The sequence below is a fragment of the Acinetobacter sp. IK40 genome (assembly GCF_035615075.1).
Classification (GTDB): domain Bacteria; phylum Pseudomonadota; class Gammaproteobacteria; order Pseudomonadales; family Moraxellaceae; genus Acinetobacter; species Acinetobacter courvalinii.
Window position 1 is genome coordinate 135,832 of the sequence record NZ_JANBOE010000004.1, and the last position, 15,711, is coordinate 151,542.

Sequence of the window (15,711 nt, forward strand, 5' to 3'; positions counted from 1 at the left end):
TCCACACCTAGTATAAAAGAAAATTTGAACAAATTGAGTAAAAATTATCATGCCATCTGCTCTAAAGGGATTGAAAGTCCTCGATTTTTCTACTTTATTACCAGGACCATTTGCCAGTATGTACCTTGCCGACATGGGTGCAGAAGTTATCCATATTGAATCTCCAACACGTCCCGATCTGGTAAGGATTATGCCACCCTATGCGAATGGTCAGGCCACTGCACATAGTTATCTCAATCGAAACAAGCAGTCAATCGCACTCGACCTAAAAGATGCCACCAATATTGAACTGATCAAAACTAAAATTTCAGAGTTCGATATTGTGCTGGAGCAGTTCCGTCCCGATGTGATGCGTCGTTTAGGTCTGGACTATGAGACCCTGGCTGAGATTAATCCAAGATTGATCTATTGCTCAATTACCGGCTATGGTCAGACAGGGGCCTATAAAGACCGGGCCGGGCATGACATTAACTATTTAGCCCTGGCTGGCGTTTCTGGACATAGTGGTCGTCAGGATAGTGGGCCACCGCCTTTAGGAATTCAGATTGCCGATGTCGCAGGCGGTTCTTTGCATGCCGTGATTGGTATTCTTGCCGCCGTAGTTGAGCGTCAACGCAGTGGGTTGGGGCAGTATATCGATATTTCCATGACCGATTGTGTCGCGAGTCTGAATAGTATGGCTGCATCCGCCAGTCTGGCCGGGCAGACTGCACAGGCGCCTGAAGCTGGCATGCTCAATGGTGCGAGTTTTTACGACTATTATGAAACCAAAGAGGGGCGTTATTTCTCGGTTGGAAGTTTAGAGCCTCAGTTTATGGCGGGCTTGGCAGCTGCTTTAGACTTACCCGTACTGTTAGCCAAAGGTGCATCTTTTGATCCTGAAGACCGTCAAGCTGTAAAACAAGCGCTACGGGACAAGTTTAAAACCCAGAATTTCTCAGAATGGCAACATCTGTTCCAGAGTCTGGATATTTGTGTGGAACCGGTACTCAGTCTGGATGAAGCATTGGCCTCGCCAATGGCCCAACAACGAGGCTGGGTGGTGGATGTGCCTTTATCTGGAAATAGTTCACAAACTGAGCCACAGTTGGCCTGTCCTATCAAGTTTTCCCGTTCTCAAATGAAGTATGCCTTTATCGGGCAGGGGCTGGGTGAGGGCAAGTGGTAGAAAATATGTGCGACTAATCACTGATTGTTAAAATATTGTACAGATTGTTAACATTTTGAATAAGTTGTAATTTAAAAATAAGAGTAACCTTTTATACACAATAACATAAAAGGTTACGTAAACATGACAATCTCGAAGTCTTTGATTGTTTCTTGTTTATCCGTTCTATCATTGAGTCTTTTTGCACATCAAACTCAAGCCGCTTCTGCTGCCTTTGACCCAAATGGTCAATGGCTGTTTGGTGATTGGAACGGTCAACGCACGGCGTTGCAAGAACAGGGTTACAAATTTTCTGCTGATTACACGGGTGAATTTGCAGGGGTTTTAGATTCTAAACAGCACTCAAGCCATGGCAGTGAATTCACTGGACAACTGGCTTTGGGTACCAACTTCGACCTGAATAAAATTTTAGGTTGGCAAGATACTGAGGCACAGATCACAGTCACTTACCGTGATGGTCAGTCTTTGTCACAAACTGCAGAGGGTTTACAAGGCCACCAGAGTTCTGTACAGGAGGTCTGGGGGCGTGGTCAAACTTGGCGTCTGACGGATCTCTGGATCAAAAAGAAATTTTTAGATCAGGCCTTGGATATTAAAGTCGGTCGTTTTGGTGAAGGTGAAGATTTCAACAGCTTTGCCTGTGACTTCCAGAACCTGGCTTTATGTGGTTCGCAGGTCGGTAACTGGGTCGGCGATCAGTGGTACAACTGGCCAGTTAGCCAGTGGGCATTACGTGTCAAATACAACTTGCAGCCTGACCTGTATGCACAAATCGGGGCGTACGAATACAACCCTGAAAACTTGCAGCGTGGTAAAGGTTTCAATTTAAGTACGGATGGTTCACGTGGTGCGATTATCCCGGCTGAAGTGGTGTGGACCCCTAAATTCGGTGCATTGTCTTTACCTGGGGAATACCGTTTTGGCTACTACTACAGTACGGCTGATGCCGCAGAAATTGAAAATCCTGCCAAAACTGGACACAAACAAGGTGGCTGGTTCACCGTAAAACAACAGTTAACCCGTCATGATGGTCAGTCGGATCGTGGTTTAACTGGTTTCGTCAATGTCACGGTACATGATTCCAAAACCAATGCAGTTAAAGACATGCAAAATGTCGGTCTGATCTATAAAGGTTTAATGGACCAGCGTCCGCAAGACGAACTGGCTTTGGGCGTCGCACGTATCCATGCCAATGATGAAAATAACAGTTTGCTGGATGAAGAGTACAACACCGAGTTGTATTACGGCATTCATGCCACCAACTGGCTCACCATCCGTCCAAATATTCAATATGTACACCATGTGGGCGCGTTGAAAGATGGCGATAAAACCTGGGTGGGCGGCATCAAGTTCCAAACCATTTTCTAATTTCGGTACTCGAGCAATTTTGCAGATGGCGTTCATAAAACGGACTGTATCTGCAAAATACTTGTTGTGATTTGAACTCGACCATCCAGTCGATCATGTCTGCGCTGGATGGATCTACAAATACAAAAGATGCAAGGTGATCTTATGAATCAATCTGCTTCAAAATCTGGGCTTAGAACCTTGACGGTGATCATTATCGCCCTCATTGCGTTGTTCTTGCTCATCGGCGGTATCTGGCTTGCTGCAATCGGCGGGTCTTTTTATTATGTAGTTGCAGGTGTGCTGTTGCTGATTGTGGCAGTACAACTTTATAAACGCGCTTCAGGCCCGTTATGGGTTTATGCTGCCCTCATGCTAGGAAGTGTGATCTGGGGTATCTGGGAAGTGGGTACAGACTTCTGGGCACTGGCACCACGTCTTGATATTCTGGGTATTCTCGGTCTCTGGTTACTCATTCCTGCAGTGACACGTGGTATTGATAATCTGGCATCAAGCAAGGTGGCATTATCATCAACCTTAGCAATTGCGATTGTGGTGATGGTGTACTCGATCTTCAATGATCCTCAGGAAATCAATGGCGTCATCCAGACACCACAACCTGCGCAAGCGAAAGCGGTTGACGGGATTGCACCAGAAGACTGGCCTGCATATGGTCGTAGTCAGGGGGGCGAGCGCTATTCTCCATTGACCCAGATCAATGATAAAAACGTCAAAGACCTGAAGGTAGCGTGGACCTTACGTACCGGTGATTTCAGAACTGAAAATGACTCAGGTGAAACCACCAATCAGGTCACGCCAATCAAGATTGGCAATAACATGTTTATCTGTACGCCACATCAACATTTAATCTCGATTGACCCAGCAACAGGTAAGGAAAAATGGCGTTTTGATCCTAAACTCAAAACCGATAAAACCTTCCAGCATTTAACCTGTCGTGGTGTGATGTACTACGATGCTGCCAATACCACTGAATTTGCGACCAGTTTACAAGCGAAGAAGTCGGCCTCTACCGAGTGTCCACGTAAAGTCTTTGTTCCGGTTAACGATGGTCGTTTAGTCGCAGTAAATGCAGATACTGGTAAGGCATGTTCTGACTTCGGTCAAAATGGCGAAGTGAACTTGCAAGAGTTCATGCCATATGCATATCCAGGTGGTTATAATCCGACATCGCCAGGTGTAGTGTCTGGTACCACTGTAGTGATTGCAGGTTCAGTAACGGATAACTATTCGAGCAAAGAACCTTCTGGTGTGATTCGTGGTTATGACGTCAATACCGGTAAGCTATTATGGGTATTTGATACGGGTGCTGCTGATCCAAATGCAATGCCTGGTCAAGACACGACTTTTGTGCATAACTCACCAAATGCGTGGGCACCGTTGGCTTACGATCCTAAACTGGATATTGTTTATGTACCGACAGGTGTAGGTACGCCAGATATCTGGGGCGGTGACCGTACCGAACTGAAAGAGCGTTATGCCAACTCAATGCTGGCGATCAATGCCACCACAGGTAAACTGGTATGGCATTTCCAGACCACACATCATGACTTGTGGGATATGGATGTTCCATCACAACCTTCATTGGCCGATATTCAGGATAAATCGGGGCAAACTGTGCCAGCGATTTATGTCTTGACCAAAACAGGCAATGCCTTTGTTTTAGATCGCCGTAATGGTCATCCAATCGTACCGATCACTGAAAAACCGGTACCACAAACCGTGAAGTGGGGACCACAGACCAAAGGTGAGTTCTATTCAAAAACCCAACCTTTCTCTGACCTTAACTTAGCACCGAAAGACAAGTTAACCGATAAAGACATGTGGGGTGCCACCATGTTTGATCAGTTAATGTGTCGTGTGAAATTTAAACGTCTCAATTATGACGGTATCTATACGCCACCTTCAGAAAATGGCACTTTAGTATTCCCGGGTAATCTCGGTGTATTCGAGTGGGGCGGTATGTCTGTGAATGCAGACCGTCAGGTCGCCGTCATGAATCCGATTGGCTTGCCATTTGTCAGCCGTTTGGTTCCTGCGGATCCAAACCGTCCTCAAACCGCGAAAGGAGCGGGTACGGAACAAGGCATGCAACCGATGTATGGTACGCCATATGGGGTTGAAATCAGTCCGTTCTTGTCACCATTCGGTTTACCGTGTAAACAACCGGGCTGGGGCTATGTGGCGGGTGTGGATTTGAAAACCCATGATGTTGTCTGGAAAAAACGTATCGGTACTATCCGTGACAGCTTGCCAAATCTATTCCAGTTGCCAGCAGTGAAAATTGGTGTGCCGGGTCTAGGTGGTTCAATCTCGACTGCCGGTAACGTGATGTTTGTGGGTGCAACCCAAGATAACTACATCCGTGCCTTCAATGTTTCAAATGGTGACAAGTTATGGGAAGCTCGTTTACCAGCAGGTGGACAGGCAACACCAATGACTTATGAAGCCAATGGTAAACAGTATGTGGTGATTATGGCCGGTGGACATGGTTCATTTGGTACCAAAATGGGTGATTATTTAGTTGCTTATGCTTTGCCAGATAAGAACTAATTTCATTTAGAAATCATCTTAAAAAGCCCGGATTCGTCTGGGCTTTTTCTTTTTATGGCAATTAGATAGGCTTATCAATAAAACCGTTATTAAATATGCAAAAAAAGCATTTTGTTGATGAATGAAAGCTCGCTATGCTAGTCGCCTTTATAATGAATGACTAGCCATACGCCATGTATTTATATACGGATTTCGATCAACAACTGATTAACCAACGTGTTGCTCAGTTTCGTGATCAGACAGAACGCTATTTAGCAGGAAAATTAACAGAAGACGAATATCGTCCACTACGTTTGCAAAATGGTTTATACGTGCAACGTTATGCGCCAATGCTCCGTATCGCTGTGCCGTATGGCTTGATGAATACCAAACAACTCAGAAAAATTGCTGAAATTGCGACGGAATATGACCGTGGTTATGCCCACGTTTCAACCCGTCAAAATATTCAGTTGAACTGGCCTGCATTAGAAAATGTGCCTGATATTCTTGCTGAACTGGCAACAGTGCAAATGCATGCGGTACAAACTTCAGGTAACTGTATCCGTAATACCACCACAGATCAGTTTGCGGGTGTCGTAGCGGGCGAGATTGCCGATCCACGTCCGACCTGTGAGTTGATTCGCCAGTGGAGTACTTTCCATCCTGAATTTGCCTTCTTGCCACGTAAGTTCAAGATTGCAGTGTCTGCCTTGCAAGAGAAAGACCGTGCTGCAACAGCATTCCATGATATTGGTGTTTATCTGGTGCGTAATGAGGCGGGTGAAATGGGCTATAAGATCATGGCTGGTGGTGGTTTGGGCCGTACCCCGATCATTGGTAGCGTGATTCGTGAATTCTTGCCGCGCGAAGATCTGATTGCCTATCTTGAAGCGACCTTACGTGTTTATAACTTGCATGGCCGTCGTGACAACAAATATAAAGCACGTATCAAGATTCTGGTAAAAGCATTAACACCAGAAGTATTTGCGCAAAAAGTTGAAGCTGAATTTGAACACACCCGTGAAGCGTTAAAGATTCAACCTGAAATCTTGAAAAAAATGGATGAAGAATTTACGCCATTTGATTATCAGGATCTGGAAGATCAAGACTTCACAGCATTGTTTGCCGAGCATCCGAAATTCAAACAATGGTTCAACGTCAATACCAATGCACATAAAGTGAAAGGCTATCGTATTGTTACGATTTCCTTGAAACGTGCAGGGGTTGCGCCTGGTGATGTCACTTCTGAAGAAATGAACTTAATCGCAGACTTGGCGGATAAGTACACCTTTGGTGAGTTCCGTACCACACACGAACAAAATATTTCATTAGTGGATGTACCACAGAAAGATTTATTTGAATTGTGGCAAACCCTTGAACATCACAACATGGCGCGTGCGCATATCGGCTTTATTACCGATATCATCTGCTGCCCGGGTGGGGATTTCTGTTCATTGGCCAATGCCAAATCAATTCCAATTTCAGAAGCAATTAGCCGTCGTTTTGAAGATTTAGATACGATTTACAATCTTGGCGAGCTTGACCTGAATATCTCGGGCTGTATGAATGCTTGTGGTCATCACCATGTCGGCAATATCGGTATTCTCGGTGTTGATAAAAAAGGTGCTGAGTTCTATCAAATCACTTTAGGTGGTCATGCAGATCATGATGCCTCTTTAGGCGATATCTTGGGACCGTCTTTTGCTGCAGATGCGGTACCTGATGTGATTGAGGAAATCCTGAATACTTACCTCGATTTGCGTAATGAAGGTGAGCGTTTTATTGATACCTATCGCCGTGTTGGCATTCAACCATTCAAGGAGCGTGCTTATGCTTAATACATCGCTACAAGTGCTGTCTAAAGATGGCACGATTGCAGACAATACCTATCAGGTCATTGCAGAAGATGGTACGCTTCCTCAAGGTGATGTGGTATTAACTACGGCACAACTTGATCAATTGGCACAGGTACAGGGCAAAAAAGCGTTGTACATTACCGTGAATGATTCTCCTGAAACTCATCAATTTCCGTTAAATGAATTTGATGCGATCTTTATTGAGTTTGCCGGTTTTAATGATGGCCGTGGTTATTCATTTGCGGCCTTATTGCGCCGTCAGGGTTACCAAGGTGAGTTACGTGCGGTCGGTGATATCTTCAAGGATGTTTTAAATTATTTAAAACGTTCTGGCTTTGACACCTTTGTGGTGAAAGAAGGTAAGGACATTCATGAAGCCGCTGCGGGTCTTCAGGATTTTACCAACCCTTATCAGGCTTCAACTGCTGTACCACAAGCTAGTTATCAGACCGGGGCTTAAGCCTTCTGCAATGAAAAAGCTGAACTCTGGTTCAGCTTTTTTTTATTTTCTCAAGCTTATTCATCCAGCTGACAATTGATCATCCATTTAATTCCAAACTGATCGGTAAAAGCACCGTAGAGTGCACCCCAGAAGGTTTTTTCCAAGGGCATTTCAATCTGGCCATTGACCGATAAAGCATCGAAAAGTCTTTGCGCATCCTCAAGTTCATCAGGGTCCAGATTAATTGAAATATAGTGATTGTTGCCTTGGGTAAACACACTATGCGGGGCACAGAATTGGTCGTTAACATCTGAGGCCATCAATACCGTAAATTCATTGATCGGTAAGGAAACATGCAGGATCAGGTTCTTATCGGCTTCGGAAAGAGAGACTCCTTCTGTGGGGGGCATATCACCATAGCGGCTGAGCATGGCAAACTCACCGCCAAATACCGATTTATAAAAATTAAACGCCTGTTCGGTTTGTCCTTTGAAATTTAAATAATGATTCAGTTGCATGGGGGACGTCCTGTTGTTTTTTTATACACAGCATAACTTAGCGGGAATTTAACAATGGGTGCATTATTTTTTGTAATTCTCAAAACAAAAAATCCTGCACTGGGCAGGATTTTTCAGCTAAACGATCGATCCTTAGATCAATTCAATCGCAACTGCAGTTGCTTCACCACCCCCGATACACAGTGCTGCAACGCCTTTTTTGCCGCCTGTGCGTTTAAGGGCATGAATCAAGGTCAGGATAATACGAGAACCTGTAGAACCAACAGGGTGACCTAATGCACAGGCACCACCATTGATATTCACTTTCTCTGCATCCAGTTTGAAATCATCAATTGGGCACATGGTCACCATCGCAAATGCTTCATTGATTTCCCAAAGGTCAACCTCTTGTGCATCCCAGCCCGCTTTCTTCAATACTTTTTCGATTGCACCGACAGGAGCAATGGTAAATTCAGAAGGGTGCTGTGAGTTAGACGCTGTGGCAATAATTTTTGCTAAAGGTTGTAAACCGCGTTGTGCCGCAACTTCGCTTGAAGTGAGGACCAGTGCAGAGGCACCATCAGAAATCGAGCTTGCATTGGCTGCGGTAATGGTACCGTCTTTTGCAAAAGCAGGTTTAAGTGAAGGGATTTTATCAATTTTTGCACTTAAGGGTTGTTCATCCTGATCAACAACCACATCACCTTTACGGGTAGAAACCGTTACAGGGACGATCTCGTCTTTAAAGTAGCCTTCAGTAATCGCTTTCTGTGCACGATGTAAAGAACGGATCGCGAAATCGTCCATTTGTTCACGAGTATAGTGACGTTGATTTGCCATGTCCTGAGCAAATGAACCCATTAAACGACCTGTTTCTGCATCTTCAAGACCATCAAGGAACATATGATCCTTGATTTCACCATGACCCATACGGTAGCCACCGCGTGCTTTAGGTAATACATAAGGTGCATTGGTCATTGATTCCATGCCACCCGCAACCACGATCTCGGCACTACCGGCCTTGATCATGTCTGCTGCCTGCATCACTGCTTTCATACCAGAGCCACAAAGCTTGTTGATGGTGACTGCACCAGTAGAGTCTGGTAAACCGGCTTTACGCATAGCCTGACGAGCTGGACCTTGTTTGAGGCCAGCAGGTAATACACAACCCATGATGACTTCTTCTACATCAGTTGGTTGTAGGCCAGAACGAGCAATAGCTTCTTTAATCGTTACAGCACCTAACTCAGGCGCTGTTACACCTGATAATGCACCTTGGAAGCCGCCCATTGCAGTACGAGCGCCATTAACAATTACGATGTCAGTCATTATGTGTCTCCACACTTATAATTTATAAAAAATGTTCCAAACTTAAGCAGTATATTAAAAAAACAACCGGAATAAAGTGTTTTACTTTTTTTAAGCTAGACTGAGGAGTTTTTAACAGCTGGATATTTTCTCAAAGCGGATATTGCCCATGCGGCTTAAGCGTATTTTAGTATGGTAGTCAGGCGAAGTTGAACAGTAAGTAAAACTGCCATTTGCAGCAAAGGGCAGTCCATTTTCACCCTGAAAAATGATTGCATTGGGAGTAGAGCCAAAAGCACTGTAATGCAGATGACCATATTTAAGCTTTAGGACAACCCCAAAGAGCAAGGCTTCGTTCTGATCTCGTTCCCTATTGCGGTTGCTATCTATAAATCCGATAAAGCCCTGATTCCAGTCTCTGCCACACTCACTTAAATCATTGCTTGGGCAGAGCATCACGTTTTTATGATAAAGCTGTGCATCGGTTTTTGCTTTTTGTATATGAATTGTGAGGTTTCTTTTTAAGGAGTTGGCTTCACTTGAAACCATTAAGTCGCGAAAATGTGGTAGGGCCATAAAGGTAAGAATTGCCAGAATACTGATCACGGTAAGCAATTCACTTAATGTAAGTCCATGTGGTCTAAACATGTTTTTCCTGTCTATTTTTATTAACTTTTTTATTAACAATATGTTAAGGAGGCTTCTTATTTGTGATAGTGAAAATAACTAACAAATAAGTTAAATAATACTTAAGCATAGATTCATAGACAGTAATCTATTAGAAGCTGTATGAAAATTGAAAATTTACGGAACTACAACGGAAATTGTAAGCAATTTTGTCAATAATTTACGAGGTTAAAGTTATCAAGCACTTGGAAAATTCATCAAGTGTTTGTATGATTCAAAGTGAAGTGAATGGCTGAAAAATAATGTTGTAGAACATTAATGTTCTCAGTACGAAAAATCATAGGCTGAGCTTACACAACAAACAATTGTTATCTCTGGAGGATATCCATGAAATTGAGTCGTATTGCACTTGCTATGCTTGTTGCTGCTCCTTTAGCTGCTGCTAATGCTGGCGTAACAGTAACTCCATTAATGCTTGGTTACACATTCCAAGACACTAAACACAATAATGGTGATAAGCATTTAACAAATGGTCCTGAAATTCAGGATGATTTATTCGTTGGTGCAGCATTAGGTATTGAGTTAACTCCGTGGTTAGGTTTTGAAGCTGAATATAACCAAGTTAAAGGTGATGTTGACGGTACTGTTGCTAATGCTGAATACAAGCAACAACAAATCAACGGTAACTTCTATGTTACTTCTGATTTGATCACTAAAAACTACGACAGCAAAATCAAGCCATATGTATTGTTAGGTGCTGGTCACTACAAATACAAATTTGATGATGCTACTGCTGCTGAATTCGGTCGTGCTGGTCGTGGCCTGAAAGAAGAAGGTACTTTAGGTAATGCTGGTTTTGGTGCTTTCTGGCGCTTGAACGATGCTTTATCTCTTCGTACAGAAGCTCGTGGTACTTATAACATCGATGAAGATTTCTGGAACTATACAGCACTTGCTGGTTTGAACGTCGTTCTTGGTGGTCACTTGAAACCTGCTGCGCCAGTGGTAGAAGTTGCTCCAGTTGAACCAACTCCAGTTGCTCCACAACCACAAGAGTTGACTGAAGACCTTAACATGGAACTTCGTGTGTTCTTTGATACCAACAAGTCTGATATCAAACCACAATACAAGTCTGAAATTGCTAAAGTTGCAGAGAAGTTAGCTGAATACCCGAATGCGACTGCTCGTATTGAAGGTCACACAGATAACACTGGCCCACGTAAGTTAAACGAACGTTTATCTTTAGCGCGTGCTAACTCTGTTAAATCTTCACTTGTAAATGAATACAACGTTGATGCATCTCGTTTGTCAACTCAAGGTTTCGCTTGGGATCAACCGATTGCTGACAACAAAACTAAAGAAGGTCGTGCTATGAACCGTCGCGTATTCGCTGCGATTTCTGGTAGCCGTACTGTTCTTGTACAACCAGGTCAACAAGCTCAATAATTTGAGTTTTTGAACTGAAAAAAAGCGACTCGTCAGAGTCGCTTTTTTTATACTGAAAAAAGCTATTTCACGTTGATGAGTAAAGTAGGGCCTCATATTCTAAAAGTAAATCTGGATAGCTGGGCTCTACTGCGAATATCGTGTTGGAATTATTTAGCTTTCTTGAAAAGATTTTGATAGCTTGTTAAAATTTTGATTAAAAAGTGATAAGCTCTCACAGCTTTGTTAGATATTGTTAAATTTAGAATTTTCTAAGTTTTTTTGAAGAGAGATACGTCTTTTTGGTGGTACCTGAGCAAATGTTACTAAATACTTGGAAAATTGGTCAGGTATTTGTATGATTTAAGCTAAGGTGAATGACTGAAAAAGATATAACAAAACTATTTCTCAGCATTCAAAAAAGTTATTCGCGTTTACAGAACAAACAATTTTTTGTTTTTGGAGGATATCCATGAAATTAAGTCGTATCGCACTTGCTCTGCTTGTTGCTGCTCCTTTGGCTGCTGCAAATGCAGGCGTAACAGTCACTCCTTTAATGCTGGGTTATACCATGTTCGATACTGAACATAACAACCGTGGTGATAAAGGTCAATTAACCCCAGGCGCAGAGTTAGATGACGATTTATTCGTTGGTGCTGCACTTGGTGTGGAAATTACACCTTGGTTAGGCGCAGAAGTTGAATATAGCCAGATTAAAGGCGACACCAGCAGAAATAACGATTATAAAGGTCGTAACATTGCAGGTAATGCTTATGTGACTTCTGATCTGATCACTAAAAACTATGACAGCAAAATCAAGCCATACGTATTAGCGGGTGCTGGTCACTACAAATACGAAAGTGATGATATCTATGGTGGCAAGCAAGAAGGTACCTTGGCAAATGCCGGTGGTGGTGTGTTCTGGCGCTTGAACGATGCTTTGTCTCTTCGTACAGAAGCACGTGGTACTTACCATTTTGATGAAAAATTCTGGAACTACACAGCGCTTGCTGGCTTGAATGTGGTTCTTGGTGGTCACTTGAAACCTGCTGCACCAGTGGTAGAAGTTGCTCCGGTTGAACCAACTCCAGTTGCTCCACAACCGCAAGAGTTGACTGAAGACCTGAACATGGAACTTCGTGTATTCTTTGATACCAACAAATCTGACATCAAGCCGCAATACAAAACTGAGATTGCGAAAGTTGCAGAGAAGTTAGCTGAATACCCGAATGCAACTGCTCGTATCGAAGGTCACACAGATAACACTGGTCCACGTAAGTTAAACGAACGTTTATCTTTAGCGCGTGCTAACTCTGTTAAATCTTCACTGGTAAATGAATACAACGTTGATGCATCTCGTTTGTCAACTCAAGGTTTCGCTTGGGATCAACCGGTTGCGGACAACAAAACTAAAGAAGGTCGTGCTATGAACCGTCGCGTATTCGCTGCGATTACTGGTAGCCGTACTGTTCTTGTACAACCAGGTCAGCAAGCTCAATAATTTGAGTTTTTGAACTGAAAAAAAGCGACTCGTCAGGGGTCGCTTTTTTTATGAACATAAGTTTTTCTGTAGGGTTGATGTAAAAGAAAAGACTTCCTTCTTAAAAAACAGAATAATCTTGATTAAATAATGAGGGTATCGTGAGGATTGTTTAGTTTTATTGAAAAGATTTTGACAACTGGTTAATATTTTGATTAAAAAGTGATAAGCTCTCACTGCTTTGTTGGAGGCTGCTAAGTTAGAATTTTTGGGAGAGAAATAAGTCGTTTTCAGTGACTGCTAAATAAAATGATAAGAAGTACTGGAAAGATATTCAGTATTCACTTAATTGCATATAAAGCACATTGCTGAAAAGGTACAACAAGACTATTTCTTGGTATTCAAAAGCTATTAGGGTTTACAGAACAAACAATTTTTGTTTTTGGAGAATATTTATGAAATTGAGTCGTATCGCACTTGCTCTGCTTGTTGCTGCTCCTATGGCTGCTGCAAATGCAGGCGTAACAGTCACTCCTTTAATGCTGGGTTATACCATGTTCGATACTGAACATAATAACCGTGGTGATAAAGGTCAATTAACCCCAGGCGCAGAGTTAGATGACGATTTATTCGTTGGTGCTGCACTTGGTGTGGAAATTACACCTTGGTTAGGCGCAGAAGTTGAATATAGCCAGATTAAAGGCGACACCAGTAGAAATAACGATTATAAAGGTCGTAACATTGCAGGTAATGCTTATGTGACTTCTGATCTGATCACTAAAAATTATGACAGCAAAATCAAGCCATACGTATTAGCGGGTGCTGGTCACTACAAATACGAAAGTGATGATATCTATGGCGGCAAGCAAGAAGGCACCTTGGCAAATGCCGGTGGTGGTGTGTTCTGGCGCTTGAACGATGCATTATCCCTTCGTACAGAAGCACGTGGTACTTACCATTTTGATGAAAAATTCTGGAACTACACAGCGCTTGCTGGTTTGAACGTGGTTCTTGGTGGTCATTTGAAACCTGCTGCGCCAGTGGTAGAAGTTGCTCCGGTTGAACCAACGCCAGTCACTCCGCCGCCGCAAGAGTTGACTGAAGATCTGAACATGGAACTTCGCGTATTTTTTGATACCAACAAGTCAACAATCAAGCCGCAATATAAAACTGAGATTGCTCAGGTTGCTGCAAAAATGGCTGAGTATCCAAATGCAACAGCGCGTATTGAAGGTCATACCGATAACACTGGTCCACGTAAGTTAAACGAACGTTTATCTTTGGCACGTGCTAACTCGGTGAAAGCTTCACTGGTAAATGAATACAACGTTGATGCATCTCGTTTGTCGACTCAAGGTTTCGCTTGGGATCAACCGATTGCGGATAACAAAACTAAAGAAGGCCGTGCGATGAACCGTCGTGTATTTGCGACCATTTCTGGCAGCCGTACTGTTCAAGTACAACCAGGTCAGCAAGCTCAATAATTTGAGTGTGTTTACTGAATAAAAAAAAGCGACTCGTCAGAGTCGCTTTTTTGTTGGGTTGTGTTCGGATAATGATAAAAATTAAACATGTTGAATACTCCTGTGTTGCTATTGAAAATACTGAGTTTATTTAATGGGGCGTTACCAGATTTGCTTTTTGAGTTGCTGTTTGGCCTCTTGTCTATCACGACGATGCTGTGCTCGCGGTTTTTCAGTTTCATGCACACCACCTTTATGCAATAAAGGTGAGAGTGCGACAGGATTACGCGCTTTAATTTTCGGCATGGTTTTCAGTTTCATAGTATTAACCTTTAATACATAAAATTTGCTTGAGAGTGTGCACGACCTCGATCAAATCTGACTGGTTTGCCATGACCTGATCAATGTCTTTATATGCACCGGGTATTTCATCAATAACGCCACTATCTTTTCGACATTCGATGCCTTGTGTTTGCTGAATCAGGTCATCTTGGCTAAATAGAAGTTTGGCTTTATTACGACTCATTTTTCGTCCTGCACCATGTGAACATGAGCAGAAGGATTCGGGATTGGCCTTGCCTTTAACAATGTAAGAGCGAGCCCCCATCGAGCCTGGAATAATACCTAACTCATCTAGTCCAGCTCGAATGGCGCCTTTACGGGTAATTAGCAAATCTTCGCCATAATGATTTTCTCGGCTGACATAGTTATGATGACAGTTAATCGCCTCTTTGGTCATTTGAAATGGAGGGAGCAGGGGGCGGATTGCTTCTAAAATCAGACGCATCATTTCACGTCTATTCTCAAAAGCATATTCCTGCGCCCATTCAACTGCCTCAACATAATCATTAAAGCTATTTGAACCTTCCGCAAAATAGCTCAAATCTTTATCGGGTACATGCCCAAAACGATGTTGTGCTTCTTTCTTTGCCAGTTCAATGAAGTAGGTGCCAATCACATTGCCTAAGCCACGGCTACCGGAATGGAGCATTACCCAGACTTCCTGATTTTCATCCAGACAGAGTTCAATAAAGTGATTGCCTCCACCCAAAGTACCAAGCTGTTTTTGCCAGGTGGCATCAAATTTCCTGAGCATGCGCACTAGGCCTGGATGCTTTTTAATGATGGGTTGTAAGCGTTTTTCAAGCGGGATAATGCTTGATGCTTTCGCTTTGACCTGTTTATGCAATTCAAAGCCCACTGGCACTTTGCGTTCAATGGCATGGCGTAACGGTGCAAGATTATCCGGAAGCTGTGAAGCTTTAAGATTGAGTCTGATGGCATTCATGCCACAACCAATATCCACGCCGACAGCAGCCGGAATGATGGCATTTTTCGTGGGAATCACGCTACCAACCGTTGCACCTTTACCAACATGTACGTCAGGCATCACTGCAATATGTGAATAAACAAATTGTAGTTGTGCCATTTTTTTCAATTGTTCAATACTTTCGCTATCAATATCGTTGGTGAAGATTTTCACTGGAACGCCATAAGCAGCATCAGCATTAAGTATTTTTTGTATGCCCATAAGATTCTCTCTTATTA

The 15,711-nt window shown here is 43.0% G+C and carries 13 protein-coding genes; 8 read left to right on the plus strand and 5 right to left on the minus strand.

Annotated features, from left to right (window positions below; genetic code table 11):
• Positions 1-49 precede the first annotated feature (49 nt).
• The 5 genes from MSG93_RS08890 (at position 50) to MSG93_RS08910 (ending at position 7,381) form a co-directional block, all read left to right on the plus strand.
• Positions 50-1,168, plus strand: a complete 1,119-nt coding sequence (locus MSG93_RS08890) for a CaiB/BaiF CoA-transferase family protein (RefSeq protein WP_324621441.1) — start codon at positions 50-52, stop codon at positions 1,166-1,168.
• Positions 1,169-1,312: 144 nt separating this feature from the next.
• Positions 1,313-2,536 (plus strand): carbohydrate porin, encoded by a 1,224-nt coding sequence (locus MSG93_RS08895; RefSeq protein ID WP_324621581.1) that lies wholly within the window; start codon positions 1,313-1,315, stop codon positions 2,534-2,536.
• A 144-nt stretch (positions 2,537-2,680) separates the two neighbouring features.
• Positions 2,681-5,086: a glucose/quinate/shikimate family membrane-bound PQQ-dependent dehydrogenase gene (locus tag MSG93_RS08900; RefSeq protein ID WP_324621442.1), complete on the plus strand. Its 2,406-nt coding sequence runs from the start codon at positions 2,681-2,683 to the stop codon at positions 5,084-5,086.
• Positions 5,087-5,259: 173 nt separating this feature from the next.
• Positions 5,260-6,903 (plus strand): nitrite/sulfite reductase, encoded by a 1,644-nt coding sequence (locus MSG93_RS08905; RefSeq protein WP_262769283.1) that lies wholly within the window; start codon positions 5,260-5,262, stop codon positions 6,901-6,903.
• Complete coding sequence (locus MSG93_RS08910; protein ID WP_005288880.1) at positions 6,896-7,381, plus strand: DUF934 domain-containing protein; 486 nt, start codon at positions 6,896-6,898, stop codon at positions 7,379-7,381. Before MSG93_RS08905 ends, MSG93_RS08910 begins: the two co-directional genes overlap by 8 nt.
• Positions 7,382-7,437: 56 nt before the next feature.
• On the opposite strand, the gene MSG93_RS08915 is transcribed toward MSG93_RS08910, so the two are convergent.
• The 3 genes from MSG93_RS08915 to MSG93_RS08925 all read right to left on the minus strand — a co-directional run bounded on the left by MSG93_RS08915 (position 7,438) and on the right by MSG93_RS08925 (position 9,816).
• Positions 7,438-7,881 carry a VOC family protein gene (locus tag MSG93_RS08915; protein ID WP_005226934.1) on the minus strand — a complete coding sequence of 148 codons (444 nt, stop codon included), beginning with the start codon at positions 7,879-7,881 and terminating at the stop codon, positions 7,438-7,440.
• A gap of 132 nt (positions 7,882-8,013) precedes the next feature.
• Positions 8,014-9,189 (minus strand): thiolase family protein, encoded by a 1,176-nt coding sequence (locus MSG93_RS08920; RefSeq protein ID WP_005226935.1) that lies wholly within the window; start codon positions 9,187-9,189, stop codon positions 8,014-8,016.
• Between the two features lie 111 nt (positions 9,190-9,300).
• The gene (locus MSG93_RS08925; protein ID WP_324621445.1) at positions 9,301-9,816 is read right to left on the minus strand and encodes a GspH/FimT family pseudopilin; all 516 of its coding nucleotides are present in this window, start codon (positions 9,814-9,816) and stop codon (positions 9,301-9,303) included.
• 366 nt (positions 9,817-10,182) lie between these two features.
• On the opposite strand from MSG93_RS08925, the gene omp38 (MSG93_RS08930) reads away from it, so the two are divergent.
• The 3 genes from omp38 (MSG93_RS08930) to omp38 (MSG93_RS08940) all read left to right on the plus strand — a co-directional run bounded on the left by omp38 (MSG93_RS08930) (position 10,183) and on the right by omp38 (MSG93_RS08940) (position 14,184).
• Positions 10,183-11,241, plus strand: a complete 1,059-nt coding sequence (gene omp38, locus MSG93_RS08930) for an outer membrane protein Omp38 (RefSeq protein WP_005288871.1) — start codon at positions 10,183-10,185, stop codon at positions 11,239-11,241.
• A 451-nt stretch (positions 11,242-11,692) separates the two neighbouring features.
• Positions 11,693-12,721 (plus strand): outer membrane protein Omp38, encoded by a 1,029-nt coding sequence (gene omp38, locus MSG93_RS08935; RefSeq protein WP_324621446.1) that lies wholly within the window; start codon positions 11,693-11,695, stop codon positions 12,719-12,721.
• 434 nt (positions 12,722-13,155) lie between these two features.
• The gene (omp38, locus tag MSG93_RS08940; protein WP_005226939.1) at positions 13,156-14,184 is read left to right on the plus strand and encodes an outer membrane protein Omp38; all 1,029 of its coding nucleotides are present in this window, start codon (positions 13,156-13,158) and stop codon (positions 14,182-14,184) included.
• A 141-nt stretch (positions 14,185-14,325) separates the two neighbouring features.
• Here omp38 (MSG93_RS08940) and MSG93_RS08945 read toward each other — a convergent pair whose 3' ends face one another.
• Entirely contained in the window at positions 14,326-14,484 is a 159-nt protein-coding gene (locus tag MSG93_RS08945) for a hypothetical protein (protein WP_005226941.1), read from the minus strand.
• A gap of 4 nt (positions 14,485-14,488) precedes the next feature.
• On the minus strand, positions 14,489-15,694 hold the full coding sequence (locus MSG93_RS08950) for an RtcB family protein (RefSeq protein WP_324621448.1): 1,206 nt from the start codon (positions 15,692-15,694) through the stop codon (positions 14,489-14,491).
• Between the last annotated feature and the right edge of the window lie 17 nt (positions 15,695-15,711).